At 70.3% G+C, this 24,807-nt stretch carries 27 protein-coding genes and 1 tRNA gene; 14 read left to right on the top strand and 14 right to left on the bottom strand.

What is annotated here, in order from left to right:
• The first annotated feature begins 14 nt into the window (after positions 1-14).
• Positions 15-623, top strand: coding sequence for a hypothetical protein (locus ACFPLC_RS15660; RefSeq protein WP_378197443.1), 609 nt, complete (start codon positions 15-17; stop codon positions 621-623).
• Position 624: 1 nt separating this feature from the next.
• Here the strand turns inward: ACFPLC_RS15660 and ACFPLC_RS15655 are convergent, their stop codons facing one another.
• From ACFPLC_RS15655 to ACFPLC_RS15640, 4 genes are all read right to left on the bottom strand, one after another.
• Positions 625-1,317: a G1 family glutamic endopeptidase gene (locus tag ACFPLC_RS15655; protein WP_378197177.1), complete on the bottom strand. Its 693-nt coding sequence runs from the start codon at positions 1,315-1,317 to the stop codon at positions 625-627.
• Between the two features lie 188 nt (positions 1,318-1,505).
• Entirely contained in the window at positions 1,506-2,561 is a 1,056-nt protein-coding gene (locus tag ACFPLC_RS15650) for an ABC transporter substrate-binding protein (protein ID WP_378197180.1), read from the bottom strand.
• 1 nt (position 2,562) lies between these two features.
• Positions 2,563-3,453 carry an ABC transporter permease gene (locus ACFPLC_RS15645; RefSeq protein ID WP_191309043.1) on the bottom strand — a complete coding sequence of 297 codons (891 nt, stop codon included), beginning with the start codon at positions 3,451-3,453 and terminating at the stop codon, positions 2,563-2,565.
• Positions 3,443-4,249, bottom strand: a complete 807-nt coding sequence (locus ACFPLC_RS15640) for an ABC transporter ATP-binding protein (protein ID WP_378197183.1) — start codon at positions 4,247-4,249, stop codon at positions 3,443-3,445. Before ACFPLC_RS15640 ends, ACFPLC_RS15645 begins: the two co-directional genes overlap by 11 nt.
• 192 nt (positions 4,250-4,441) lie before the next feature.
• Between ACFPLC_RS15640 and ACFPLC_RS15635 the strand changes: the two genes are divergently transcribed.
• Both ACFPLC_RS15635 and ACFPLC_RS15630 read left to right on the top strand, forming a co-directional pair.
• Complete coding sequence (locus tag ACFPLC_RS15635) at positions 4,442-6,025, top strand: sensor histidine kinase (RefSeq protein WP_378197446.1); 1,584 nt, start codon at positions 4,442-4,444, stop codon at positions 6,023-6,025.
• Complete coding sequence (locus tag ACFPLC_RS15630; RefSeq protein WP_378197186.1) at positions 6,022-6,681, top strand: response regulator; 660 nt, start codon at positions 6,022-6,024, stop codon at positions 6,679-6,681. Before ACFPLC_RS15635 ends, ACFPLC_RS15630 begins: the two co-directional genes overlap by 4 nt.
• 1 nt (position 6,682) lies before the next feature.
• On the opposite strand, the gene ACFPLC_RS15625 is transcribed toward ACFPLC_RS15630, so the two are convergent.
• Positions 6,683-7,309: a hypothetical protein gene (locus ACFPLC_RS15625; protein ID WP_378235830.1), complete on the bottom strand. Its 627-nt coding sequence runs from the start codon at positions 7,307-7,309 to the stop codon at positions 6,683-6,685.
• Between the two features lie 118 nt (positions 7,310-7,427).
• A complete protein-coding gene (locus ACFPLC_RS15620) occupies positions 7,428-8,237 on the bottom strand; it encodes an SDR family NAD(P)-dependent oxidoreductase (RefSeq protein ID WP_378197192.1) in 810 nt (269 codons plus the stop codon).
• A gap of 132 nt (positions 8,238-8,369) precedes the next feature.
• Here ACFPLC_RS15620 and ACFPLC_RS15615 point away from each other — a divergent pair, with 132 nt between their 5' ends.
• Together ACFPLC_RS15615 and ACFPLC_RS15610 are read left to right on the top strand one after the other, a co-directional pair.
• Positions 8,370-9,170 carry a trypsin-like serine peptidase gene (locus ACFPLC_RS15615; protein WP_378197195.1) on the top strand — a complete coding sequence of 267 codons (801 nt, stop codon included), beginning with the start codon at positions 8,370-8,372 and terminating at the stop codon, positions 9,168-9,170.
• 17 nt (positions 9,171-9,187) lie between these two features.
• Positions 9,188-9,412, top strand: coding sequence for an RNA-binding S4 domain-containing protein (locus tag ACFPLC_RS15610; RefSeq protein WP_310968123.1), 225 nt, complete (start codon positions 9,188-9,190; stop codon positions 9,410-9,412).
• A 442-nt stretch (positions 9,413-9,854) separates the two neighbouring features.
• On the opposite strand, the gene ACFPLC_RS15605 is transcribed toward ACFPLC_RS15610, so the two are convergent.
• On the bottom strand, positions 9,855-10,796 hold the full coding sequence (locus tag ACFPLC_RS15605) for an Ldh family oxidoreductase (RefSeq protein WP_378197199.1): 942 nt from the start codon (positions 10,794-10,796) through the stop codon (positions 9,855-9,857).
• Positions 10,797-10,897: 101 nt separating this feature from the next.
• Between ACFPLC_RS15605 and ACFPLC_RS15600 the strand changes: the two genes are divergently transcribed.
• A complete protein-coding gene (locus ACFPLC_RS15600) occupies positions 10,898-11,179 on the top strand; it encodes a DUF2277 domain-containing protein (protein WP_191309026.1) in 282 nt (93 codons plus the stop codon).
• Positions 11,180-11,189: 10 nt separating this feature from the next.
• Here the strand turns inward: ACFPLC_RS15600 and ACFPLC_RS15595 are convergent, their stop codons facing one another.
• On the bottom strand, positions 11,190-11,624 hold the full coding sequence (locus ACFPLC_RS15595) for a VOC family protein (RefSeq protein WP_378197202.1): 435 nt from the start codon (positions 11,622-11,624) through the stop codon (positions 11,190-11,192).
• An 81-nt stretch (positions 11,625-11,705) separates the two neighbouring features.
• Here ACFPLC_RS15595 and ACFPLC_RS15590 point away from each other — a divergent pair, with 81 nt between their 5' ends.
• Both ACFPLC_RS15590 and ACFPLC_RS15585 read left to right on the top strand, forming a co-directional pair.
• Positions 11,706-12,545 (top strand): patatin-like phospholipase family protein, encoded by an 840-nt coding sequence (locus ACFPLC_RS15590; RefSeq protein ID WP_378197205.1) that lies wholly within the window; start codon positions 11,706-11,708, stop codon positions 12,543-12,545.
• A 161-nt stretch (positions 12,546-12,706) separates the two neighbouring features.
• A tRNA-Ser gene (locus ACFPLC_RS15585) sits at positions 12,707-12,793 on the top strand.
• 33 nt (positions 12,794-12,826) lie between these two features.
• Here the strand turns inward: ACFPLC_RS15585 and ACFPLC_RS15580 are convergent.
• Positions 12,827-13,300, bottom strand: coding sequence for a MarR family winged helix-turn-helix transcriptional regulator (locus ACFPLC_RS15580; protein WP_191309020.1), 474 nt, complete (start codon positions 13,298-13,300; stop codon positions 12,827-12,829).
• 508 nt (positions 13,301-13,808) lie between these two features.
• On the opposite strand from ACFPLC_RS15580, the gene ypfJ reads away from it, so the two are divergent.
• Positions 13,809-14,735, top strand: a complete 927-nt coding sequence (ypfJ, locus tag ACFPLC_RS15575; RefSeq protein ID WP_378197208.1) for a KPN_02809 family neutral zinc metallopeptidase — start codon at positions 13,809-13,811, stop codon at positions 14,733-14,735.
• Between the two features lie 65 nt (positions 14,736-14,800).
• On the opposite strand, the gene ACFPLC_RS15570 is transcribed toward ypfJ, so the two are convergent.
• Positions 14,801-16,342: a M28 family metallopeptidase gene (locus tag ACFPLC_RS15570; protein WP_378197211.1), complete on the bottom strand. Its 1,542-nt coding sequence runs from the start codon at positions 16,340-16,342 to the stop codon at positions 14,801-14,803.
• Positions 16,343-16,423: 81 nt separating this feature from the next.
• Between ACFPLC_RS15570 and ACFPLC_RS15565 the strand changes: the two genes are divergently transcribed.
• Entirely contained in the window at positions 16,424-17,401 is a 978-nt protein-coding gene (locus tag ACFPLC_RS15565; protein WP_378197214.1) for an NAD(P)H-quinone oxidoreductase, read from the top strand.
• Here the strand turns inward: ACFPLC_RS15565 and ACFPLC_RS15560 are convergent.
• Complete coding sequence (locus ACFPLC_RS15560; RefSeq protein WP_191309012.1) at positions 17,398-18,597, bottom strand: cysteine desulfurase-like protein; 1,200 nt, start codon at positions 18,595-18,597, stop codon at positions 17,398-17,400. The two genes, ACFPLC_RS15565 and ACFPLC_RS15560, sit on opposite strands and share 4 nt — an antisense overlap.
• A gap of 134 nt (positions 18,598-18,731) precedes the next feature.
• On the opposite strand from ACFPLC_RS15560, the gene ACFPLC_RS15555 reads away from it, so the two are divergent.
• The 4 genes from ACFPLC_RS15555 to glfT1 all read left to right on the top strand — a co-directional run bounded on the left by ACFPLC_RS15555 (position 18,732) and on the right by glfT1 (position 22,180).
• Positions 18,732-19,298, top strand: a complete 567-nt coding sequence (locus ACFPLC_RS15555) for a bacterial proteasome activator family protein (protein WP_378197217.1) — start codon at positions 18,732-18,734, stop codon at positions 19,296-19,298.
• 204 nt (positions 19,299-19,502) lie between these two features.
• Positions 19,503-20,453, top strand: a complete 951-nt coding sequence (gene wzm, locus ACFPLC_RS15550; protein ID WP_378197220.1) for a galactan export ABC transporter permease subunit Wzm/RfbD — start codon at positions 19,503-19,505, stop codon at positions 20,451-20,453.
• Between the two features lie 3 nt (positions 20,454-20,456).
• A complete protein-coding gene (wzt, locus tag ACFPLC_RS15545; protein ID WP_378197223.1) occupies positions 20,457-21,272 on the top strand; it encodes a galactan export ABC transporter ATP-binding subunit Wzt/RfbE in 816 nt (271 codons plus the stop codon).
• The gene (glfT1, locus tag ACFPLC_RS15540; RefSeq protein WP_378197225.1) at positions 21,272-22,180 is read left to right on the top strand and encodes a galactofuranosyltransferase GlfT1; all 909 of its coding nucleotides are present in this window, start codon (positions 21,272-21,274) and stop codon (positions 22,178-22,180) included. Before wzt ends, glfT1 begins: the two co-directional genes overlap by 1 nt.
• A 51-nt stretch (positions 22,181-22,231) precedes the next feature.
• Here glfT1 and ACFPLC_RS15535 read toward each other — a convergent pair whose 3' ends face one another.
• The 3 genes from ACFPLC_RS15535 to ACFPLC_RS15525 are packed head-to-tail and all read right to left on the bottom strand — an operon-like array spanning position 22,232 to position 24,761.
• Entirely contained in the window at positions 22,232-23,728 is a 1,497-nt protein-coding gene (locus tag ACFPLC_RS15535; protein WP_378197228.1) for a hypothetical protein, read from the bottom strand.
• A 10-nt stretch (positions 23,729-23,738) separates the two neighbouring features.
• Complete coding sequence (locus ACFPLC_RS15530) at positions 23,739-24,308, bottom strand: DUF3558 domain-containing protein (RefSeq protein ID WP_378197231.1); 570 nt, start codon at positions 24,306-24,308, stop codon at positions 23,739-23,741.
• Positions 24,309-24,314: 6 nt separating this feature from the next.
• The gene (locus ACFPLC_RS15525) at positions 24,315-24,761 is read right to left on the bottom strand and encodes a hypothetical protein (protein ID WP_191308998.1); all 447 of its coding nucleotides are present in this window, start codon (positions 24,759-24,761) and stop codon (positions 24,315-24,317) included.
• Between the last annotated feature and the right edge of the window lie 46 nt (positions 24,762-24,807).

Genomic DNA, 24,807 nt, shown 5'->3' with positions numbered 1-24,807 from the left:
CCCGCTGGCCCGCGATGGGCGTCGTCGTCGCGACGCTCGTCCTGCAGGTCGCCCTGCCCGACGACATGGCGCTGCGCCCGTGGTGGCTGCTGCCCGGCGTCTCCGTGCTGCTCGTCGTGGCCCTGCTGCTGGTCAACCCGGGCCGGATGAGCCACTTCAGCGCGACCGAACGAACGATCGCGTTGCTCATCGTCGGCCTCGTCACCGTGGTCAACGCGTGGTCGGCGGCGAGCCTCGTCTACGGCATCGGCACCGGCACGATCGGCGACCGGGCCGGTGCCGTGCTCGTCACCGGCGGCGTCGTCTACTGGACGAACGTCGTGGTCTTCTCCCTGTGGTACTGGGAGTTCGACCGCGGCGGTCCGGGCCGGCGGGCCGCGGGCCGGGCCGAGTTCCCCGACCTGCAGTTCCCGCAGATGGCCGACCCGGACCTCGCGCACCGCGACTGGGAACCGTCCTATCTGGACTACCTGTACTTTTCGTTCACCAACGCGGCCGCCTTCAGCCCCACCGACGTGATGCCCCTGCGCATCTGGGCCAAGATGACGATGATGCTGCAGGCGGCCATCTCGCTGGTGCTCGCCCTGATGGTGGTCGCCTGGGCCGTGGGTGGCCTGAAGTGACTCAGTGCCGGGTCATCGTGAAGCTCTGGCCGTCGGAGCCGATCGCGCCCGGGCTCCACGTGTAGACGCCCTTGTCGTCGGCGTTGAGGCCGGAGGGGCTCGTCGAGGCCAGGTTCGTACCGTTGAACTTGACGCCGGTGAACTTGATGCCGCCGGAGATCGAGGGGTAGGAGTCGGTCGGCGACTCGATGATCGCCTCGGCCGACGCGTGCTTCGAGGTCAGCGACTTGGTGATCGTCTTCGACCAGCCCTTGGTCGTGTCGCTGATGTCGAGCCGGTAGGTGTTCGTCGCCGTCCGGGTCACCGTGGCGGTGATGTGGTCGCCGGCGCTGACGGAGTTCGAGTAGTACACCGGCGCGGCCGGGTACATTTCGTACCAGGCTTGGTAAACCGGGCGGCCGCTGGAGCAGTCGGTGGCCACGCCGGTCTGCTCCACAGTGGATGATCCGTCGCCGTCGATGCCGACCCACGGCGCGAACAGGTCGTTGGCAGACGTGCAGCTCACCGACGGTTCGGTCCAGCTCGCCGTCGCCGTCGTGAAGCTGCCGAAGCTGACGTACCCGCCCCAGTTGCCGCCGGAGAACTCCTGCCCGTGGAAGTGGGCGCCGAAGACGGCCGCGTGGGCGGTACCCGAGACGGCCAGCGAAGCCGCCGCCGTGGCGGCAACCGTGAGGATGCGGAGAGTTTTGGACATGCGGGGACTCCGTTCACCGAAGGGGACCGGGAAAACCGTGTCCCCCAGTGTTGGAGCCGCGCCGAAAAGAAGGTAGCTACTTTCGCATGGTCTTCCATTGTCCGAAAAGACCCGTAAAGGCCTCCGCGGGGGAAAGAGGCCTTTACGGGTCCATATCGCTCACCCACCGCCCGGTCGGGTGAGCGGGGCTACTGCTGCGCCTGCGCGTGCGCGGCGTCCACGAACTGGGTCGTGTACGTCTTCGACAAGTCGATTTTGTCCTTCTTCGGCTTGACGTTGCTCGACGACTCGCCGAGCACCTTGAGCACGTTCTGCGCACCCGCCGGGTCCATCCGGCCGTCCTTGGTGAACATCGGCAGGCTGTCCCGCAGCGACTTCACGTACAGCGCCTTGTCCCCGCCGGCGAACGACGGCGGCATCATCGCGGCCACCTGTTCCGGGCTGTGCGAAGAAATCCACTTCAGGGTTTCGACGTACGCATTGGCCAGTTTCTGCACGATGTCCGGATAGCGTTTCACGATTTCGCAGCCCATGTACAGCGAGCTCGCCGGGTACAACCCGCCCAACGCGGCTTTCGTGCCTTCGACCGTGCGCATGTCGTAGAGCACCTTCGCCTGGCCCGTGTTCGTCAGCTGCGCGATCGTCGGGTCGGTCGTCATGCCGGCGTCGATCGAGCCCTGGTTCATCGCCGAGATGAACGTCTGCCCGGCGCCGACCTTCACCGGCGTGTACTCCTTCGACGTGACGCCGCCGCGCAGGGCCAGCGCCTTGGTCAGGAAGTCCGTCGACGAACCCAGCGACGTGACGCCGAGGTTGCGGCCCTTGAAGTCCGCGCCCGACTTGACCTCGCCCGTCTTGGCGGTGGCGACCATCTCGGCCTCGCCCGGCACGTTCGCGAACTGCACCACGCTCTCGATGCACTGCTCCTTGGCCTGCAGGTCGATCGTGTGGTCGTAGAACCCGACCACCGCCTGTACCTCGCCGGCCAGCAGCGACGTCTCGGCGTTCGCGCCGGACGGCTGGTCGAAGAGCTCGACGTCCAGCCCCTGCCGCTGGTAGGCGCCGATCTGCTGCGCGAGCTGCCCGGGCAGGTAGATCACCTTCGACAGGCCGCCGACCATGATCTTGATGTGCGGCTGGCCGGTGGTCCCGAGGGCGATCTCCCGCGAGTCGCGGCAAGCGGTGAGCCCGGCCGCGGCGACCGCCACCGCGGCCACCACCCCGACTGTCCTCTTGAGACGCATGTCAGACCGCCTTGATCGCGGCTTCGGAGGCGGACGGCGGCCGCCACCGCAGCAGCCGGCCCTCCAGCGTGCTGATCCCCCACTCGGCCAGCAGCGCGACCACGGTGATGATCAGCATCCCGGCGTACACACCCGCGGTGTCAAACGTGCCCTGCGCGTTGGCGATCAGGAAGCCCATACCGGCCTTCGCGCCGGTGTACTCGCCGACCACCGCGCCGATCAGCGCGAAGCCGAACGCCACGTGCAGCGACGACAGGATCCACGACGTCGCGCTGGGCAGCACGATCGACTTCAGCACCTGGCCGCGGGTCGCGCCGAGGATGCGGGCGTTGTCGATCAGGTTGCGGTCCACCTCGCGGGCGCCGGTGAAGGCGTTGAAGAACACCGCGAAGAACACGAGCACGACGACGGTCGCGACCTTCGACGACAGGCCGAGCCCGAACCAGATGACGAACAGCGCGGCGAGCACGATGCGGGGCAGGGCGTTGGCGGCCTTGATGAACGGCGCGAGCACCTGCGCCAGGTACGCGCTGCGGCCGAGGATCACGCCGAACACGACGCCGAAGATGGCGCCGATGACGAAGCCGAGCGCGGCCTCCTCGACGGTCACCAGGATCTGGTACCAGATCGAGCCGAAGTCGGTCCCGGTGCTGAACCACTCGACCAGCCGTTCCCAGATCTTCGACGGCTTCGAGTAGAAGAACGGGTCGATCCAGTACGTGGCGGTCAGCTCCCAGCTGCCCAGCCAGACGACGACGATCGCCAGGCGCAGCAGCCAGATGTTGCGCTTGCGGCGCGCGGTGGCCTGCTTCGCGCGGGCGAGGATGTCCTGCTCGGTCTCCAGGACCGGCAACGGAGCCGCGGACGGCGCCGCGGGGGTCTCAAGCGACATTGCTCGCTCCCTTCTCACGGGCCTTGTCGACCTCGCTGCGCAGTGATTCCCAGATGTCGGCGTAGAGCTTGCGGAACTCCTCGGTCAGCCGCAGCTCCTCCACCTTCCGCGGCCGCTCGAGGGGAATCTCGAAGACGTCCTTCACGGTGGCGGGCCCGGTCGTCAGCACGACGACCTTGTCCGCCAGCGCGATCGCCTCGTCGAGGTCGTGCGTCACGAAGATCACCGCGGCCCCCGAACCGGACCACAGCCGCAGCAGCTCGTCCTGCATCAGCGCCCGCGTCTGGACGTCGAGCGCGGAGAACGGCTCGTCCATCAGCAGGATCTTCGGCTTGGTGACGAGCGTCTGGGCCAGCGCGACGCGCTTGCGCATGCCGCCGGAGAGCTGGTGCGGGTAGTACTTCTCGAACCCGGCGAGCCCGACGCGGGCGATCCAGTCGACGGCCTGCGCGCGCGCCTCGGCCTTGGGCACCCCGCGGAACCGCGGGCCGGAGGCGACGTTCTCCAGCACCGACCGCCACGGCATCACGGCGTCGGTCTGGAACATGTAGCCGACCCCGTCCGGGATCGACTTCACGTCCTCGCCGTTCACCCGCACCCGGCCGGCCGACGGCGGCTGCAGGCCGGAGACCAGCGAGAGCGTCGTCGACTTGCCGCAGCCGGTGGGACCGACGACCGCGACGAACTCGCCGGGCTGGACGGTCATGGTCAGATCGCGGACGGCCGTGTGCACGGAACCGGACCCGCTCGGGAACCGTTTGGTGGCTCCGGTGAGTTCGATCAGTGGGGGAACCATGGTGGAGGTGACTCCTTCGTCACGTGGTGGGGCTCACGTTGGGAAGGGACGTTAAGTACGCGTGGCGCCGAGGTGAAGCTTGTCGACGTTCTCCGCGCGAGCTGCGCGTTCTGAATGTTTTGCTCATTTAGCGCACCGGCTTGACCTGGGGGTATGGTCCCGGCCATGCCAAAGTGGGCGCTCTTCCCGCGGATGCGGTTCAGCAGGCAGGTCCTGCTGCTGCAGATCGGCGTGGTCGCCTTGGTCGTGGGAATCGGCGTCGCCCTGGTCAGCGTGCTCCTCTCCCGCACCCTCACCGACCAGTACGGCCGCCGGGCGCTGGCCATCGCGAAGTCCGTCGCCGCGGACCCGGTCGTCGTGGCGAACGCGGCCGCGAAGATCCCCGGCGGCCCCCTGGAAGAACGCGTGCTCGCCGTCACCGATGCCAATGACGCCCTGTTCGTCGTGATCACCGACGACAGGGGCATCCGGCTCGCGCACCCGAAGCTCTCGGAGATCGGCAAGCCGGTGAGCACGTCCCCGGAGCGCGCCCTCGCCGGTGAAGACGAGGTCAGCGCGGTGCAGAGCGGCACGCTCGGGCTGTCCGTGCGCAGCAAGACTCCCATTTGGACGCCCGGCCACAAGCGGGTGGTCGGCGAGGTGAGCGTCGGCTTCGACGTCGCCGACCCGACCGGCGCGTTCAACCAGCTCCTGGCGATCACCTTGCTGTTCGCCGGCGGCGCGCTGCTGCTCGGCGCGGGGGCGTCGGCGCTGCTGAACCGGCGGCTCCGGCGCGTCACCCACGGCCTCGAACCGCACGAACTGACCGAGCTGCTCTACGAACGCGAAGCGGTCCTGCACGGGATCGGCGAAGGCGTGCTCGCCGTCGACGAGGCCAACCGCGTCTCGGTGCGCAACGACGAGGCCGAACGCCTGCTCGGCACCGAACTCCCGATCGGCGCGGCGATGGCCGAGCTGCCGCTTTCGCCGCGGGTCCACAAGGCCGTGGAAGAGGGGCGCCCGGTCGACAACCTGCTCGCGGTGGCCGGGAACCGGGTGCTGGTGATCAATTCGCGGGCCGTTCGGCTGGACGACCGGCCGATCGGCACCGTGCTCACCTTCCGCGACCGCACCGACCTCGACACGCTCACCCGCGAGCTCGACGGCATCCGCGCCCTCTCCGACGGCCTGCGCGCGCAGCGGCACGAGTTCGCCAACCGGCTGCACACGCTCTACGGACTGCTCCAGCTCGGCCACCACACCGAGGCCGTCGAGTACCTGCAGACGCTGACGGATTCGTCGTCGGCCCGGCCGAGCGAGCTGGGCGACGCGGTCGCCGACCCGTACCTGCAGGCGCTGCTCGTCGCGAAAACCGAGCAGGCGCAGGAAAAGGGCCTCACGCTCAAGCTCGCCGAGGACACCTGGGTGCCCACGACGGTGACCGACCCGATCGCCGCGAACACCGTGATCGGCAACCTCGTCGACAACGCCCTGCACGCCGCCCGGATGGGCCCGCGGCGACCCGCGACCGTCGAGATCAGCCTGCTCGCCGAGGGCGGCACCCTGCACGTGTCCGTTGTGGACAGTGGGCCCGGCGTCCCCGCGGAGCTGCGGCGGACGCTGTTCGACGAAGGCGTCTCGACGAAGATCGCGCCCGGGCACGGCCTCGGCCTCGCGCTCGCCCGGCAGGCCGCGCGCGCCCGCGGTGGCGACGTCTGGCTGGCCGACCCCGGCGAAGGCGAGACGGGTGCCCTGTTCGTCGCCAAACTGCCCGGAATGCTGACGGAGGACGGATGATCCGCACGCTGATCGTCGACGACGACTTCCGGGTCGCCGGGGTGCACGCCGGGTTCGTCGAGGAGGTCGAGGGCTTCGCGGTGGTCGGCACCGCGCACACCGCCGCCGAGGCGCGCGCCCGCGTCCGGGAGCTCGCGCCGGACCTGATCCTGCTCGACGTCTACCTGCCCGACGAGTCCGGTCTCGCGGTGCTCCCGGAGCTGCAGACGGACACGATCGTGCTGTCCGCGGCCACCGACAGCGCTTCGGTGGCCGCGGCGATCCGGGCCGGCGCGCTGAACTACCTGATCAAGCCGTTCACCACCCGCCAGCTCGCCGAACGGCTGACGTCGTACGCGCGCTTCCGCGGCCTGCTCGCCGAAGACCGGGCGCTGGCCCAGGACGACGTCGACCGCGCGTACCGCGTGCTGCACGACCAGGACCGCACGACCGCGCCGAAGGGCCAGTCGACGGCGACCTCCCGGCTGGTCTCGGAGCAGTTGCGGCGTGCCGGGCGGCCGCTGTCGGCCGCGGAGGTCGCGGGCGAACTCGGCATGGCCCGGGCGACCGCGCAGCGGTACCTCACCGCGCTGGCCGAGTCCGGGACGGTCCAGATGCGCCTGCGGTACGGCGCCACGGGCCGCCCCGAGCACGAATACCGCTGGTCAGGAGCCTGAGTCAGCGCCCGCCGTAGCGCCGCGCCATGCTCTCGGCGACCTCGACCCAGGACTGGATCGCGTTGGTCGTCGGCGTGGGTGTGGCCGATGGCAGGTCGACCCGCGCCTCGGCTTCCTCGTCCGGCACCGGCTTCTTCGGCTGCGGTTTCGCCTGCGCCTGCGCCTGGACCTGCTTCGGCGCCGGTTTCGCGGGCACCGGCACGTACACGGTCGTCGGCGCGGGCGTGACGACGACCGGCGCCTGCGGGGCCGGCGCCGGTGGCTCCGGAGCGGGGGCCGCCGCGACGGCCGGACGCGCGTCGAGCTGGGCGACGTCGCGTTCCGGCTCCGGGGCGAACAGGCCGCCGGTGAAGAGGCCGCCGCCGAGCCAGCCGGCCGCGACGAGCAGCACCGCGGCCCCGCCGCCGAGCCACGTGCGGGCGCGGCGCCGGATCACCACCGACTTCTCGCGCAGGTCCTGGTCGCACACCGTCGGCCGGGTGAAGATCGGCGTCTCCGCGGAGACCTCGGCTTCGGTGCGGCGGCGCCGGGGCAGGCTCGCGGCGACGATGCCGGTGCGGTCCAGCAGCTCCACCGCGGTGCGGTCGCTGGACGAACGGGTCGCACTGCGCGGTGCCGTGCGAAGCATCGGGGACCTCCGGGACGGGGCTGGCGGACCTCACGCATTCTGGACCATTTCGGACGGTGCTGTCCGAAACGCAACTCCATTGAGTGAATGGCAGCGTGAAACAGATTCGGCTTCGTCGTTACGACTTGAGCCCGAGCCGCGCGAGCGCCGCCAGCGGCCGCTGGTAAGCCGAACCGAGCACCCGCGGAATGGCGTCGATGACGTAGGCGTCCGGTCCGATCAGGATCCGCGCCGACTTCCGCTCGATCCCGCGCAGGATCGTCTGCGCCGCCTTCTCCGGGGTCGTGCGGGCGATCTTGTCGAAGCCCTGCGCGGCCTTCTCCTGGTCTTCGGCGGCGCTGCGGGAGTTGCGCACGATGTTGGTCTTGATCCCGCCCGGGTGCACGCAGCTCACCGCGACCGGGTGCCGCGCGATCAGCATTTCCTCGCGCAGCGCTTCGGTGAATCCGCGCACCGCGAACTTCGCCGCGTTGTAGGCGCTCTGCGTCGGCACGCCGACGAAGCCGAAGACGCTGGAAATGTTGACGACGTGCCCGTCGCCGGAGGCGATCAGGTGCGGCAGGAACGCCTTGGTGCCGTTCACGACACCGCCGAGGTTGATGCCCATCAGCCAGTCGTAGTCCTCGAACGTCATTTCCTCGACGGTTGCGCCGAGCGCCACGCCCGCGTTGTTCACCACGACGTTGACCGCGCCGAACTCGTCGGCGACGTCTTCGGCGTGGGCCAGCACGGCACTGCGGTCGGCGACGTCCAAGGTGTACGCGCGGGCGTTGTCGCCGGCGAGCTTGGCCGTCTCCTCGGCGTTCGCGGTGACGACGTCCGACAGCGCGACCCGGGCCCCGCGGCGGGCGAACTCGCACGCGAGCGCGCGGCCGATGCCCGAGCCCGCTCCGGTGATCACCACGACCTTGTCCGCGAACTGCTTCATCGGCCCTCCCGACCGTGCGGTGCTACTCCCGAGTAGCCGATGCTAGCGGCTGTGAGCTTGCTGTGGGTGTGCTGATTGTGCCGGTGCGTCGCCCTATGGTGGTCCCGTCGGCAGCACCGAGGCGAGGAGGCGATGATCGTGCGGCGCACATCCGTCCTGCTCACCCTCGCCGCGATCGTGCTGCTCGGCGCGGCCTTCGTCGTGGTCGTCGCGGCCCGGCCGGCACCGCTCGCGGACGCGACGACGCCGGAGCACCCCACGGTCGAGGCGGCCCCGGCGACCGACCTGCCCGCGGTGTCGAGCGCCGCGGTCGGCCCCCTGTTCGCGGAGGGGCAGCACTACTGCACGGCCAGCGTCGTGCACAGCGAGCGGGGCGACGTGCTGCTGACCGCGGCCCACTGCATCCACAACGGCGAGGGCGGCGGCTACCTCACCGGCGTCACCTTCGCGCCCGGCTACCACGACGGGATCGCGCCGTTCGGTTACTGGACGGTGTCGGATGAGCTGGTCGCGCCGGGCTGGACGGCGTCGTCGGACCCGGACCTCGACGTCGGCTTCGCCACCGCGCACCAGGCGGGCACCACGAAGTCCCTGGAGAGCCTGGTCGGGGCGAACCTGCTGGCCACCGGCACCCCGTTCGAGCAGCCCATCACGCTCACCGGCTACCCGGACGACTCCGAGGTCCCCGCGGTCTGCCGGAACACCACCCGCAAGCAGGACACCTTCCAGCTGCGCGTGGACTGCGCGGGCTTCCCGACCGGCACGAGCGGCGGCCCGTGGGTCACCGAGGAGAACCCGCAAACCCGCCTCGGCACGGTCATCGGCGTCATCGGCGGCTTCGAGTTCGGCGGCGACGACGCCGACACGTCGTACTCGAGCTACTTCGACACCGACGTACTGGCGCTCTACCGCCAGACGACCGCTCGAACGTGAGGCGGCATGATGCGGGCATGAGCGAGCCCGTCGACGTACCCATCACCGGAGAGCCGATCCGGCTCGGCCAGTTCCTCAAGCTGGCCGGCCTGGCCGAGGACGGCTCCCACGCCAAGGACCTGATCGACGCGGAAGAGGTCACGGTCAACGGCGAGGTCGAGACCCGCCGCGGCCGCCAGCTGACCGACGGAGACATCGTGGCGGTCGGCCCCGACCGCGGCAAGGTAGTCCTGGTCCGCTGACCCGAAGCCGACTGAGCAGCCCCCGATTTCCACGCTAGCGGAGGGCACCGACAAAACCGGCGGCGACCGCAGGAGTTATCCACAGACCACACGCGAACCACCGCCCGGCAACGCAGACCGACCAACGACGTGCTCGCGAACCACCGGCCGACAACGCAGACCGACCAACGACGTGATCGCGAACCGCCGGCCGGAAGCGCAAGGCGACCAGCGACGTCACCAGACCTCCCCCGCCCCTCATCCCAGCCTTCCCTTCAGCCGACGGGCGGGTTTGTCAAGGCACGCTTTCCCGCCTTGACGAACCCGCCCGTCGGCTGAAAATCCCACCGGAGGGGCGGGGGAGGTCGGACCCGCCCGGCCGCGGCAGAGATCAGCGTTCAAGCCGAGCCGCGGCAGAGATCACCGCGAAAGCCCTGCCGCGGCAGAAGAGGACCACCGACACCTACCCCACACTGGTCAACACCGGCAGCCCAAGCGACCCGGCCAGCGCATCCAGCTCCCGACGCACCGGCCCAGCCAACGGCACACCCAACGCCCGACACTGCTCAAGATGCTGCGCCTCCCGCCACCCCGGATAACGGATCGGCGCGCCACCGTCCCACCCGAGCATGCTGCCGAACAGCGCGCTCGCCGCGCGGTAGAAGCCGTCAGCGCTGCGCAACGTCGTCGGCGCGATCGCGAGCACCAGCAGACCCGTGTCGTGCTCGTGGTCGGCGACCCCGGACAGCACCCCGGCGAGCACCTCGACCAGCAGCGTCAGCCCAGCCGCTTCAGCGCCCGGGCGGTCCATGTCGAAGACGAACTCGGGGTACGCGCCGCCCGGCGCCGCCATGCCCAGCGGGTTCATCGGCTGGCCGGGCTCGCCGCCCGCGGCCAGGACCAGCCCGATCATGGCGTGCGGCAGGGCCCGCGCGGCGTGGTGCCCGGCCCGGCCGAACGGCCCGATGCCGCGCAGCGAGACGAGCCCGACGCCGAAGCGGCCGGCCCGCGTCACCGCGCGGTCCATCGCGTCGCCCACGGCCCAGAGCCCGGGTGCGCGGCGGTAGTCGATCAGCGCGGCGGCCCCGCGGTCGGCGATCATCAGCGGCTCGGCGTGCGGCACGACGAGCCCGTTCTTCAGCAGCGGCAGGTGCACGCGGGTCAGGTCGGCGACCCCGGTCTCCGGTGACCCGGTGAGATCGCCGTGGCAAAGCGCCTCGGCGGCGATGCGGGCGCGGGTTTCCGGGAGGCCGTGCGCGGCGAAGACGTGCGCCACGAGCGTGACCAGTTCGTCGGCCCGTACGCGGGGCCAGGCCTGTTCCGGGATGGGGGTGTCGGGGAGTTCTTCTTCGAGGATGCCGGGCTCCGAGCGGGCGGAGCGGAACGGGCGCGGTCTGAGGGGCACTTCCCCGACCTTGCCCAGCACCGGTTCGGGCGTCAACGAAGCGGGGCCCGCCCTACCCGACCGTGTGATCGGGGCCCGCGAAAAGCCGTACGCTGGGCGGCATGTGCCGAAACATCACCACCCTGCGGGGGCTCCAGCCGGCCGCGACGGGCGAGGAGATCGAGGCCGCGGCCCGCCAGTACGTCCGCAAGGTCACCGGCGTGCAGTCGCTGTCGGACGCCACGCGCGAGCCGTTCGAGGCGGCGGTCGCCGAAATCACGCAGATCACCGCCCGGCTGCTGGAGCAGCTGCCCGAGCGCCGCCAGCCGCCGGCCACCGTGCCGCCGCTGCGCCGTCCCGAGGTGCAGGCGCGGATCGCCGCGAAGGCCCTGCGCCAGCCGTAAGTCAGCCGATTCAGCGCACGCGCTGCGCGTAGCCCTGCTCGCCGGTGTGGTCGACGCCGTCGTCCTTGGACAGGCTGTAGAGCCGGATCTCGGTGCCGTCGGGGTCGTTGAAGCGGACCATCCAGCCGGTAGTGGCCTCGAACAGCGGCGGGTGCTCGACGCCGAGCGCGTCCAGCCGGGCGATCCACGCGTCGGCGGCCGCGCGGTCGGCGATCGAGAAGCAGACCGGGTCGAACCCGGCGAGCCCCGCGGCGGCCGCCTCCTGCACGCGCAACGCCACCGGCACGCCGTCCACGCTTCCGGCGACGCCGCGGACGACGCCGTCGTCGTCCGGGAACTCGTGGGTGACCTCGAGCCCGAGCACGCGCTCGTACCACTCGCGGCTGCGCGCCAGGTCGCGCACGGGGAACTTGACGTGGTGGAAGCCTTCGATCTTCGCGGTCATCGCCGTCCCTCTCGCTTCGCCGACCTGGAGGGTAGACCGCGGCGGCCGAAAATTGTCGGACCCCGTGGCTAGGCTGCCCGTATGGGCGGACAGGCATTGGTTTTGGGTGGCGGCGGGGTCGCCGGAATCGCGTGGACGACGGGACTGCTGCTGGGCTTGGCCGAGCACGGCCAGGACCTGACGGGCGCAGACCTGCTGGTCGGCACGTCGGCGGGGTCGGTCGTGGCGGCGCAGGTGACCAGCGGGCTCCCGCTGGCGGAGCTGTACGCGCGCCAGGTCGACCCGGCGCTGCAGGCCCCGGAGATCCCGGCGGAGATCGACTTCGAGAAGTTCGCCGCCGACTTCGGCGGCGCGGTCACCGGCGCGACCGATCCGGCCGAGGTGCGGCGGGCGGTCGGGAAGCTGGCCCTGGCGGCGCAAACCGTGCCGGAAGCGGATCGGCGCGCGGTGATCGAGGCGCGGCTGCCGGTGCACGAGTGGCCCGCGCAGCGCCTGGTGATCGTGGGGGTGGACGCGGAGACCGGCGAACCCCGGCGCTTCGACAGCGCGTCCGGCGTCTCCCTGGTCGACGCGGTGGCGGCGAGCTGCGCGGTCCCCGGCGTCTGGCCGGCGGTGACCATCGACGGCCGCCGGTACGTCGACGGCGGCGTCCGCTCGGCCGAAAACGCCGACTACGCGGCGGGCCACCGGCGCGTGACCGTGGTTTCGCCGCTGGGGCCCGACGCCCCGCTGCCGATGGAGAAGCCCCTGCTGGAGGTGCTGGACGACCTGCGTGCGGCGGGTGCGGAGGTCACGCTGATCACGCCGGACGAGGCGTCGCAGGCCGCGGTCGGCGACAACCCCTTGGACCCGGCCACACGCACGCCGGCCGCCGAAGCGGGCCGCGCGCAGGGCGCGGCCCTCACGCTGACCTGGTCCTGAGCGGCGAGGCCGCCACCAGCAGGCCGACGAGCCCCTGACAGCACCGCGAGGAGCCAGGGGTCGGGCCGCCGGATCTTGCCGGTGGCTCCGGTCGTCGGCCCGAGCTTCCCCGGCCAGTAGCGCGGGGTGGCCTCGGGCCGTCGGCTACGCTCGTGGAGCGAGGTAGCGTGTCCGAGCGGCCGAAGGAACATGTCTTGAAAACATGCGAGGGGGCAACCTCTCCGTGGGTTCGAATCCCACCGCTACCGCACTGAGAACCCGGGCGCCCGCCGCGCCCGGGTTCAGTTTTCCGGCTCCAGCAGGTGCGCCTGCACCCGCTCGAACGCCGCGGCGATCGTGGCCTGTTCCTCGGGGCTCAGCAGGTCGATGAGGTGCTCGCGCACGCCTTCCACGTGCGTCGGCGCGGCCTTCTCCAGCAGCGCCAGGCCCTCGTCGGTGACCTCCGTGATCACGCCGCGCTTGTCCTCCGGGTCCCGGGCCCGCCGGACCAGGCCCGCCTCCTCCAGCTTGGCCACCTGGTGCGAAAGCTTGCTCTTCGTCGACCCCATGTACATCGCCAGCTCGGACATCCGCATCCGGCGGTCGGGCTGGGACTGCAGGCAGACGAGCACCTCGTAGTCGGTCAGCGACACGTCGTGGCGTTCGGCCAGCTCCCGGTGCAGCCGCTGCCGCAGCAGCAGGGTCGACACGATGTAGGAGCGCCACGCCGCCATCTCGGCTTCGTTCAACCAACGCACAGCACGCTCCTCGGTCATAAGACAGCGTAGAACGCTGATCAACGAGTCGCGCGTTCCGACGCCGATCCGTCGGCCGGTGAAAACCCCGTCGCAACATCGCCCGAAGGTGGGGTTACGAAAAGGTTGAGACTCGGCCGGGAAAGGCGCATTCTGCTTGTCGGCGGATGGTTGGCCAGGTATGCGGCGCGGCGACGGCGACGTGCCGGCCCGGCTTCCCCGCCAGGAGAGGTCAGGTGGTTGTGTGGCGGGTGATTCTCGCGGTTGACCGCCAGCTGCGTCCCCGCGACCGGAACGGACTTCTACCGGGTCGGCCGCGACTGTGAACAGCTCATGAGCGGGCTTCCATGCGTCACGCATACGGCGTCGGTCGGGCCTGGCTCCGGTCACGGCCTCGGAAGCCGTGACCACAGCGCCTGAACGCCGGCCCCGGAAGCGGCCAACCGCTCGACCAAAGACATACCTCGGTACCGGCCTGGGTGCGCCCGTCAGCGCGACGGACGCACCCAGGCTCGTTAGTATTTTCCGGGTGAGATTCGACGACAACGCCGGACTGGACGCTTCGGAAGTCCAGGACCTGCGCGGAAGCGGTGGAGGCGGCGGCGGAATCGGCGGCCGCGTGGCGCTCGGCGGCGGCGGGCTCGGGGTCGTCGGTCTGATCATCTACTTCGTGCTGTCCCAGCTGGGCGGGGTCAGCACGGGCGGCAGCGGCCTGGGCGGCGGGCTCGGCAGCGTCGGGTCCGGCCAGCAGGTCGACAACTCGAAGCTGTCCAGCGAGTGCCGGACCGGCGCCGACGCCAACAAGAACCACGACTGCGCCATCGTCGCGGTCGTCAACTCGGTCCAGGACTACTGGACGCAGCAGTTCGCGCGGTCCGGCTCGACCTACCGGAAGGCGCCGACCAACTTCTTCAACGGCGGCGTGCGCACCGGCTGCGGCAGCGCGACCTCCGACACCGGCCCGTTCTACTGCCCGGCCGACTCCGAGGTCTACATCGACCTCTCCTTCTTCGACGAGCTGAAGACCCGCTTCGGCGCGCAGGGCGGGCTCTTCACCGAGGCGTACGTGCTCGCCCACGAGTACGGCCACCACGTGCAGAACCTGCTCGGGACGTCGAAGAAGGGCACCGGCACCGGCCCGACGTCCGGGTCGGTGCGCCTGGAGCTGCAGGCCGACTGCTACGCCGGCGTCTGGGCCAACCACGCCTCGACGACGCCGACCGAGAGCGGCAAGCCGCTGATCACCGACGTCACCCAGGACGACATCAACTCCGCGCTGGACACCGCGTCCCGCATCGGCGACGACTACATCCAGGAAAACCTCGGCGGCGGCCAGGTCGACCGCTCGAAGTTCACCCACGGCACGTCCGCGCAGCGCAAGAAGTGGTTCACCACCGGCTTCCAGACCGGCGAACCCGCCCGCTGCGACACCTTCGGCACCAACAACCTGGGCTGAGCAGCCACCACCGGTCGTGAGTGAGAAACAGTGTTAGAACACTGTTTCTCACTCACGAGCCGGGGTCAGGCGGTCAGGGCGTGCGGGTCACCCGCGACGGCACGGGCGGAGAAGTTCCGCTGCGCCTGGCGATCGGCGGCCTTCTGCTTGGCCGCCTTCGCCTTGCCCGGCTGGACGCCGTTGATGCTCTCGGTGCTCGTCGCGTAGACCCCGAGGGACCACGCGACACCGTCGGCGTTGCGGTCCAGCGCGACCCGGTCGATGTTGCCCAGGTTGTCGCAGGCCTGGTGGTAGCACGGGTCGTACGCGATGCCGGCCGTGCCGCCCCACTTCGCCGCCTGCGCCGGGGTCTTCAGTCCCTCGGCACCGGTGTCGAGACCGCCGGCCGGGATGCCGACGGCGATGAACTCGCCGTAGTCCGACCGCCCGGTGAAGTCGGTGCCCTCGAGGGACACCCCGCGCGCGGCCTGCATGAAGTCGACGAAGGTCTTCTCGATCTGCGCCGAGCCGTACGGGCCGGCACCCGCGCCGACGCCGTCGGAGTTGTCGCCGTCGTAGGCGAAGTAACCGGCGTTCGGCGAGCCGATCATGTCGAAGTTCAGGTAGAGCGCGATGTCGAGCTGCTGCTCGAAGGTCAGCTGGTCGACGTAGTAGGTCGAGCCGATCAGGCCGAACTCCTCCGCGCTCCAGAAGCCGAAGCGGACGGCGTTGTTGACCTTCGGGCTGCTCCCCAGCTGCAGCGCGGTCTCGAGCAGGGTCGCCGAGCCGGTGCCGTTGTCGTTGATGCCCGGGCCGGCCGGGACGCTGTCGAGGTGCGACCCCAGCATCACGACGTTGTCCTTGCGCCCGGTCTTGGTCTCGGCGATGACGTTGTAGCTGGTCCGCGCCTCCTGGAAGGTCCGCAGCTCCAGCGTCACGTTCTGCCCGCCGAGCGTGGCCAGCTGCGCCCCCGCGGCCGCCGTCACGCCCCCGGTCGGGATCGCGGCGTTCTCCGGGCCCCCCAGGGTCCCGTTGAGGTCGCCGTCGGTGTTGTTGTAGACGATGGCGCCGATCGCCCCCGCGGCGGCGGCCGTCTGCTGCTTCTGCGCGAACGAGCAGCCGCCGCGCTTGATCAGCGCGATCTTGCCCGCGACGTCCGCGGGGTAGTCGGCGGCCTCGCAGCCGCTGGTGTCGTCGACGGCGACCACGGACAGCGGCGCGGTGATGCCGCCGACCGGCGTCGACTTCGTGTACTCCATGGCGATGATCGGGACGTTCGCGCCGCCCGCGGTCAGCTTCTCGGCGAGCGTCTCCGAGTAGGTGAACGGGAACTCCTGGCGGGTCACCTGGTAACCGGCCGCTTCGAGCTTGGTCGCGATGTACTCGGCGGACTTCTTGTGCCCCTCGGTGCTCGCCGCCCGGGTGCCGCCGTTCGTGTCGGCGATGCGCTGGAGGGCGATCAGGTGCCGGTTGACGCCGTTGACGTCGACCTTCTTGACGAGCTGCTTGGCCAGGGCGGGACCGTCGGGGAGGGTGGTCGCGGCGGCGGCCGGGGTCAGGCCGAGCACCAGCGTCGCGCCGGCGGCTATCGCCACCGGCGGCAGGATTCTCGTTCTAAAGAGTGACATGGTTGCTCACCTTTGTTCGATATGCGAAGTCCGTCAATGCGCCTTTCGGCGGGACCTTTCGCCGCGGTATACAGTCGACACATGTACGCGATCACCATCCGTGAACCAGGTGACCCGGACGTTCTCGAGTGGGCGGAGGTCGCGGATCCGCGGCCCGGCCCCGGCGAGGTGCTGCTGGACGTGGCGGCGAGCGCGGTGAACCGCGCGGACCTGCTGCAGCGCCAGGGCCACTACCCGCCGCCGCCCGGCGCGAGCGAAACCCTCGGCCTCGAATGCTCCGGCACGATCGCGGAGCTCGGCGAAGGCGTCGAAGGCTGGAACGTCGGCGACGAGGTCTGTGCCCTGCTTTCCGGCGGCGGCTACGCGGAGAAGGCCGTCGTCCCGGCCGGGCAGCTGCTGCCGGTGCCGGGCGAGATCGACCTGCTGACCGCGGCCGCGTTGCCCGAAGTGGCCTGCACGGTGTGGGCGAACGTCGTGATGCACGCCAACCTCACCGAAGGCGAGGTGCTGCTGGTCCACGGCGGCGCCGGCGGCATCGGCACGCACGCCATCCAGGTCGGCAAGGCGCTCGGCGCCACCGTCGCCGTCACCGCGGGCTCGCCGGACCGGCTCGAAAGCTGCCGCCAGCTCGGCGCCGACCTCACGATCAACTACAAGGAGCAGGACTTCGTCGAGGTGCTCCGCGAGGAGACCGGCGGCGCGGACGTCATCCTCGACAACATGGGCGCGTCCTACCTGGGCCGCAACGTCGACGCGCTCAAGCAGGACGGCCGGCTGGTCATCATCGGCATGCAGGGCGGGGTGAAGGGCGAGCTGAACGTCGGCGCGCTGCTCGGCAAGCGGGCTTCGGTGTTCGCCGCGGGCCTGCGGTTCCGGCCGCTCGACCAGAAGGCGGCGATCGTCGCCGACGTCCGCGAGCGCCTGTGGCCGCTGGTGTCCGACGGCCTGGTCAAGCCGATCGTCGGCCAGGTCGTGCCGATGGCCGAAGCCGCGTCCGCCCACCGCGTCCTCGAAGAGGGCAGCGTGTTCGGCAAGGTCCTGCTGGCCGCGAAGTCTTAACGCAGTTCTTCGAGGACCCGCACCAGCTGGTTGATCTCGAAGACGTTGGAGTAGTGAGCGAGCCCGATCCGCACGGCGCCGCCCACTTCTCCGACGCCGAGTGACGCGAAGACGCCGCTCGTGCCGTCGTCGGCGAAGGCGCACAACCCCTGCTTCGCCAGGTACTCGGCGACCTCGGGTGCCTTCTTGCCGGCGACGGCGAAGGCGAGCGCGGGGATCCGGCGCATGGCGTTGCCGATGACCATGATGTGCCGCAGCGACAGCAGTTCCGTGGACAGCTGCGCGAGCAGCCCGGCGTGGTAGGACTTCGCCGACCCGAGCGAGGTGACCAGGCGCTCGCGGCGGGAGCCGGTGGCGGCGTCGTCGAGGCCGGAGAGGTAGTCGATCGACGCGATCAGCCCGGCGAGCAGCGGGTAGGCGTGCGGGCCGAGCTCCAGCCGGGCGGCGCCGCGGGCCGTCGGGTCGAGCGAGGCCGGTGGGATCCGCTCGATCAATTCGGGGTCGCGGAAGACGAGGGCACCGACCGACGGGCCGCCCCAGGCTTGCGCGGACACGACCATGACGTCGGCGCCGAGCGCGTTGATGTCGAGCGGCAGGAAGGGCGCGGCGTAGGTGGCGTCGACGACGACGAGCGCCCCGACCCGCTTGGCGAACTCGATGATCGTCGGCACGTCCGGCCGCGTGCCGACGGAACCGGACGCGAGCGTGACGGCGACGGCCTTGGTGCGCGCCGACACGAGCTGCTCGTATTGCCACGCGGGCAGCTCGCAGGTCTCGATGTCGATCTCGCCCCAGCGCACGACGGCCCCGACGCGCTTGGCGGCCCGCTGCCAGGGCGCCAGGTTGGCCTGCTCGTCGAGCCGGGACACGACGAGTTCGTCGCCGATCGTCCAGCGCTCGGCGAGCGCGTCGACGAGCCGGCGCAGCATCACCGGCGCGCTCGGCCCGAGCACGACGGCAGCCGGGTCGGCCCCGACCAGGTCGGCCACGGCCCGGCGGGCCGCGGTCACGATGCTTTCCGCGCGTTGGGAGGCCGGAAACGCTCCGCCCGGCCCGGACACCGGGGCGCGCATCGCCGTGGAAACGGCCGAAGCGACCTGTTCCGGGACCAGCATTCCGGCGGCGCCGTCGAAGTGAATCCAGCCGTCACCCAGCGCGGGAAAGAGCCCACGGATACGAGCGACGTCGAACGCCATGGGGACACCGTACGGACGTGCGGTTTCGCCGTGCGTCCGGGGTTGGGTGGAGAGCCACCGGGAACCCGGTTTGCGGCTACGCTCGGAGACGGACACCCCGTGGGTGTCGCGGAGCGTGGCGGAGGCAAGCCAGGATGGAGCACATGACCGAGCCGAACTTCACAGCGGGTGACCCGGGCCAGGAACCTTCACCCCACGTGGTGGTCGTCGGACCGGACGGCACGCCGGTGGGCGCCCCCTCCCCCGACGGCGACCACCCGGAGTCGGTGGGCGACCTCGTCGAAGAGCCGGCGAAGGTGATGCGCATCGGCACGATGATCAAGCAGCTCCTGGAGGAGGTCCGGGCGGCCCCGCTGGACGACGCGTCCCGCACGCGGGTGCGCGAGATCCACCAGACGTCGATCCGCGAGCTGGAGAAGGCGCTGGCCCCGGAGCTGCAGGACGAGCTGGAGCGGCTGGTGCGCCCGTTCACCGACGACTCGACGCCGTCGGACGCGGAGCTGCGGATCGCCCAGGCCCAGCTGGTGGGCTGGCTGGAGGGCCTGTTCAGCGGAATCCAGACGGCGTTGTTCGCCCAGCAGATGGCGGCCCGCGTCCAGCTGGAGCAGATGCGGCGCGGGCTGCCGGCGGGCCCCTCGGGGATGGCCGGGCACGGGCACGAGCACGGGCCGGGGATCTCGGGCACAGGCCAGTACCTCTGAGGGCGGTTGTCCACAGACCGGAGGGCCTGTGGACAACCTCTGTGGACAACTCGGGTGCCGTGAATGACTCATTCCTGACATCCGGCGCAGTGAATGAGTCATTCACGGCATTCCCGGCCCCGCAGCAGCTCCAGCACCACCGCGGGCGCTGGTTGCGGGCGGGGTGGCCAGGCCGGTGCCGGGCCCATCGGTACCCTCGTCCACGTGCATGCCACCAGCACGGTTCAGGCCGCAGACTCACCCGTGGCGACGTCGGCCCCGCCGACGTCGGACAGTAAGACGTTCTCGCGTGCCTTCGCCGACATCAAGGCCGGAATCCGCGCCCGCGAGCTCTGGGGTCACCTGGGCTGGCAGGACATCAAGCAGCGCTACCGCCGCTCGGTGATCGGGCCCTTCTGGATCACGATCAGCCAGGCCGTTCTCGCCATCGGACTCGGGCTGCTGTACTCCCAGCTGTTCAAGCTGCCGGTCGAGGTGTTCCTGCCCTACATCTCCACGGGCTTCATCCTGTGGGGCTTCATCCAGGGCTGCCTGTCCGAGGGCATGGAGACGTTCATCGCGAACGAGGGGCTGATCAAGCAGGTCCCCGCGCCGCTGAGCGTGTACATGCTGCGCACGGTGTGGCGGCAGACGCTGATGCTGGCCCACAACCTCATCGTCTACGTGGCCGTGATCGCGATCTTCTTCAGCGCGCTCAGCAAGCCGTACTCGCTGCTGGGCGACGGGGCCTGCGTCCCCGGCCACATCTGCCACCCGGGCCTCAGCTGGACCATCCTGCTGGCCGTCCCCGGTTTCCTGCTGCTCGCGCTGAACGCCGGCTGGGTGACGCTGCTCTTCGGCATCATCTCGACCCGCTTCCGCGACATCCCGCAGGTCATCAACTCACTCATCCAGCTGCTGTTCTACGGCACGCCGATCGTCTGGCCGGTCGACCAGCTGATGACCGGCGGGACCCGCGAGGGCGCCTCCTGGATCCTGCCGATCGTCAAGATCAACCCGCTGTACCACTTCATGCAGGTGGTCCGCGCGCCGATGCTGGGCCAGGAGTTCTCGCCGGGGAACTGGATCGTGGTCGGCTCCATCACCGTCGTCGGTTGGGCTCTCGCGCTGGTCGCGATGCGCAACTACCGTGCCCGCGTCTCCTATTGGGTGTGACACATGGTCTCCATTGACGTCCACAACGCGTTCGTCGACTTCCCGATCTTCGACGCGAAGACGCGGTCGATGAAGAAGAAGGTCCTCGGCAAGGTCGGCGGCAAGATCGGCACCGAGACCAAGGTGCCGATCATCGAAGCCCTGCACGACGTGACGCTCAGCCTGCGTGAAGGCGACCGCGTCGGCCTGGTCGGGCACAACGGCGCCGGCAAGTCGACGCTGCTGCGCCTGCTGGCCGGCATCTACGAGCCGACCCGCGGCTCGTCGCGGATCCACGGCAAGATCGCGCCGGTGTTCGACCTCGGCATCGGCATGGACCCGGAGATTTCGGGCGTCGAGAACATCATCATCCGCGGTCTCTTCCTCGGCATGACCGCCAAGGAGATGGAGAAGCGGGTCGACGACATCGCGGAGTTCACCGAGCTCGGCGACTACCTGCAGATGCCGCTGCGCACGTACTCGACGGGTATGCGGGTGCGGCTGGCGCTGGGTGTCGTCACCTCGATCGACCCCGAGATCCTCATCCTCGACGAGGGCATCGGCGCGGTCGACGCGGCGTTCCTCAACAAGGCGCGCGACCGGCTCAAGGACCTCGTCAAGCGCTCCGGCATCCTGGTCTTCGCCAGCCACTCGGACGAGTTCCTGTTCGAGCTGTGCGATTCGGCCATCTGGATGGACGAGGGCCACCTCAAGCAACAGGGTTCGCTGCGGGACGTCCTCACGTCGTACAAGGGCCGTGACCCCTTCGAAGGCATGAGCCAGGAAACTCTGGAGCGCTTCGGCATCGAGCCGGTGGCGACGACGAACGGCGGGGAATGATGGCCAGCGAGACCCGGCAGCTGCCCGACGGCGCGATCGTCGGCGTGGTCGTCACGCGGCACCGGCGCGAGCTGCTCGCGGACTCGCTGAAGGTCATCGCGGCCCAGACCCGCCCGGTCGACCACCTGGTGGTCGTCGACAACGGGCCGGACGACTCCGCGCGCGAAGTCGTCGAGAACTACCCCCTGCCGCACACGTACCTGCCGTCGCACCGGAACCTCGGCGGCGCCGGCGGGTTCGCGCTGGGCATGCTGCACGCGCTGTCGCTGGGCGCGGACTGGATCTGGCTGGCCGACGACGACGGGCGTCCGGCCGACGAGAACGTGCTCGCCATCCTGCTCGAGGAAGCGGAAAAGCGGGGCCTGGCGGAGATTTCGCCGGTGGTGTCGAACATCGACGCGCCGGACCAGCTGGCGTTCCCGCTGCGCCGCGGCCTGACCTGGAAGCGGTCACAGTCCGAGCTGGGCGCGGACTTCCTGCCCGGCATCGCGTCCCTGATGAACGGTGCCCTCTTCCGCGCGTCCACTTTGGACGTCGTCGGTGTGCCGGACCTGCGCCTGTTCTTCCGCGGCGACGAGGTCGAGCTGCACCGCCGGCTGGCCCGCTCGGGGCTGCCGTTCGGCACGTCGCTGAAGACGAAGTACCTGCACCCGGACGGCTCCGACGAGTTCAAGCCGATGCTGGGCGGCAAGTTCCACGCGCAGGACCCGGAGAACGAGGTCAAGCGCTACTACACCTACCGCAACCGCGGCTACCTGCTGTCCCAGCCGGGCATGCGGAAGATCGGCGCGCTGGAGATCGTCCGCTTCGGACTGTACTTCGTGGGCGTGAAGCGGGATCCGAAGGCGTTCCTGCAGTGGCTGAAGCTGGTGCGGCAGGGCCGCGCCGAGAAGTTCTACCGCTACTGAGCCCAACGGAAAGGGCCCCCGCTCACCGCGGGGGCCCTTTCTGCTGAGCACTTATTCGCCGATGACCGGCGGGGCGGTGCGCATGTCGGTGCCGAAGACCTCGTCGGGGTCACCCTCGACCAGGTACGTCGGGCGCGAGTGCTCGGTGTCCTCGTCGCCTTCGCCCTTCGCGCCACGGCCCAGGCCACCGCCGCCGGGGCCCATGCCCCCGCGACCGGCGCCACCCGCGCCGAGACCACCCATCCCGCGTCCCGCGGCCGCTTCCGCGGCACCGATCCCGCCCGGCCGCGCAGCACCCGACGCGGCACCCGCGCCCGTCGCGTTGCCTGCCGCACCCGAACCGCCGGGGCCGAACCCGCCACCGCCGCGTCCGCCACCGCCGCCGCCGACCTTCGAGTTGTAGGCCTCGTCGCCGCCGAAGTTCATCCCGCCGCCCATCGGCATCGGGCTCATCGGCGGCATCCCGCCGAACTGCTGGTTCGGGTTCTGCGTCGAGGCCACCGGGACCGAGCTGGGCGTGAAGCCGGACGGCGTGGTGGTGCCCGCGGGCACGAACCCCGACCCGGTGGTCGAACCGGGGCCGGAGATGTGCGGGACCGGCGAGCCGGTGCCGCCCGGGACGTTGCCGGACACGAACCCCTGCGCGGTGCCGCCGGGCGTGTTCACCGAGTGGGAGCCCGGCATGTTCACGCTGGACGGGTTGTTGATGCCGTTCTTGTCGCCGGTCCCGGTGGGGTCATCGCTGCCCCCACCGGTGCTGAAGCTCGGGGGCGGCGCGAACGCGGGCTGCTTGGAAGCGGCCTCGTAGAGGTTCTTGTCGTACGTCGCCATGACGCTGGCGGCCTCGTCGTGCGCCGCCTGGCTGTCCTTCTGCTTCTGGATCGACTTGTCGACGTTGTCGGGCAGGCTGAAGGGGTTCGAGGTGGCCCAGTCCTTGAACTCGTCCTTCCAGCTGAACGGGATCGGCGCCGGCATGGCGTTCTTCGCCGTGGCGGCGGCCTGGCCCTGGTCGTAGATGGTTTCCGAGGCCAGCTTGGCGTTCTGCGAGTTGGCGTCGGACCACTTGCCGAGGCTGGTGAAGTACTGCTGCGCGTTCTCGGCGGCGCTGCCTTCCCAAGTGCCCTTGGAGGCGTTGACCGCGGCGTTCATCGACTGCGCGAACTTGTCGAAGACCTGGTGGACCTGGTGGTAGGCGGTCGACACCTCCGACACCTGGTCGACGTTGAGGTTGCTCTGGAGGAACGCCTGCAGCTGGGCGTGGTCGCTGCCCTTGTAGTCCGCGTTCGGCGCCTGGAGCCCCTGGACGTACTCGACGTCACGGCCCGCGGTGGCTTCCCGGACGTTCTTGTCGCCCATCTGCTGCGACTGGTTCTTGGCCTGGGCGCGCGCCATGAAGTCCTGGACCCACCCGAAGAGCCAGTTGTCGGGGTCGACGCCCTCTTCGGCCTTCTTCTGCAGGTAGGCGTCCCGCTCGGCGGGCGCCATGTTCTGCACTTCCTGGGGCGACTTGTCCTCGGTCTTCGGCGGCGGGTTCTGTCGCGTGGTCATCTGAACTCCCTCACGCCTTGGGCAGTTTGGGCTCGACGGCCTTGGTGGCCACGTCGTTGGCCATCTGACAAGCCTTCTCGACGGTGTCGACCGCGGTCACGTTCACGTCCACTCGCGCGTTGTCCCCGACGCCGAGCGCGACCGTGCACCCGAGCGGCGACTGGCTCGAGGCCTGCTTGGCCTTGCGGCCGTTGACTTCGAGGTCCTTGATACCGCCGCCGGTGTCGTTGACCGAGGCGAGCGGGGCATCGTCGCGGATGGCGACGCCGATGATGCCGCCTTCCTCGCTCGCGTCGGTGCGCTGCTTCTGATACCGGCAAACTCGGGCACTACCGAGCTTCTGCTCCTCGCCGTCCTTGAAGGTGCCGTAGGCGGTCACGTCGGCGGGGGTCAGCAGCGTGCACGGCTCCAGCGACGTCGTCGTGGCGCCTCCCGGAGCTGCCGAGCTCGACTCCCCGGTGGATGGCGCGGACGTCGCCGAGCCGGCGGCTGAGGGCGTCCCGGTCCGGGTGTCCGTGCACCCGGCCAGCAGCAGGGCACCCGCGGCGACGGGCAGAACGGCGCGTACGAGGAGTTTCATCATTCCCTAGGACTTGGGCTTCAAGCCGCCGAGAGCGGCGTTCTCGGATTCGTTGTAGAGACCCGCGGCGCGCTCGAGCGCCTCGTTGGCCTGCCGGGCCACCTGCTTGAGCTGGTCGAGCACGACGGTCGCGGACCCCTCGGCCTGCGCCGCGCCCTTCTGGTCGTGCGCCGCGATCGTGTGGCCGTACGGGTGGTTTCCGAGCTGCGGTGCCTGGTTGAGCACGTACGTCGTGTCGCTCAGCATGTCCAGGTCGTCGACCAGGGCGAGGAGCGCCGTCGTGAGCGGCTTCACGCCCTCTGGGGTGATCTTGAAACCACCGCTTTTGGCCGCGTCGACCAGCTTCTGCGTCTCCGCGGTGACCGCCCGCACCGCGGCGCCCATGGCGCCCGAAGACAACGGGTTGACAATGTCGGCGATCGAGCCTCCGCCCCCGCCGTCGGCAATCAGCATCGCTGTTCCACCCCGAATCGCTTCGCCCGTGCGTGTGCACCGGGAA

The sequence above is a fragment of the Amycolatopsis plumensis genome, assembly GCF_042652605.1.
GTDB classification, from domain to species: domain Bacteria; phylum Actinomycetota; class Actinomycetes; order Mycobacteriales; family Pseudonocardiaceae; genus Amycolatopsis; species Amycolatopsis plumensis.
The sequence above is the reverse complement of the archived record's forward strand: the minus strand, read 5'-3'. Positions and strand labels throughout refer to the sequence as shown.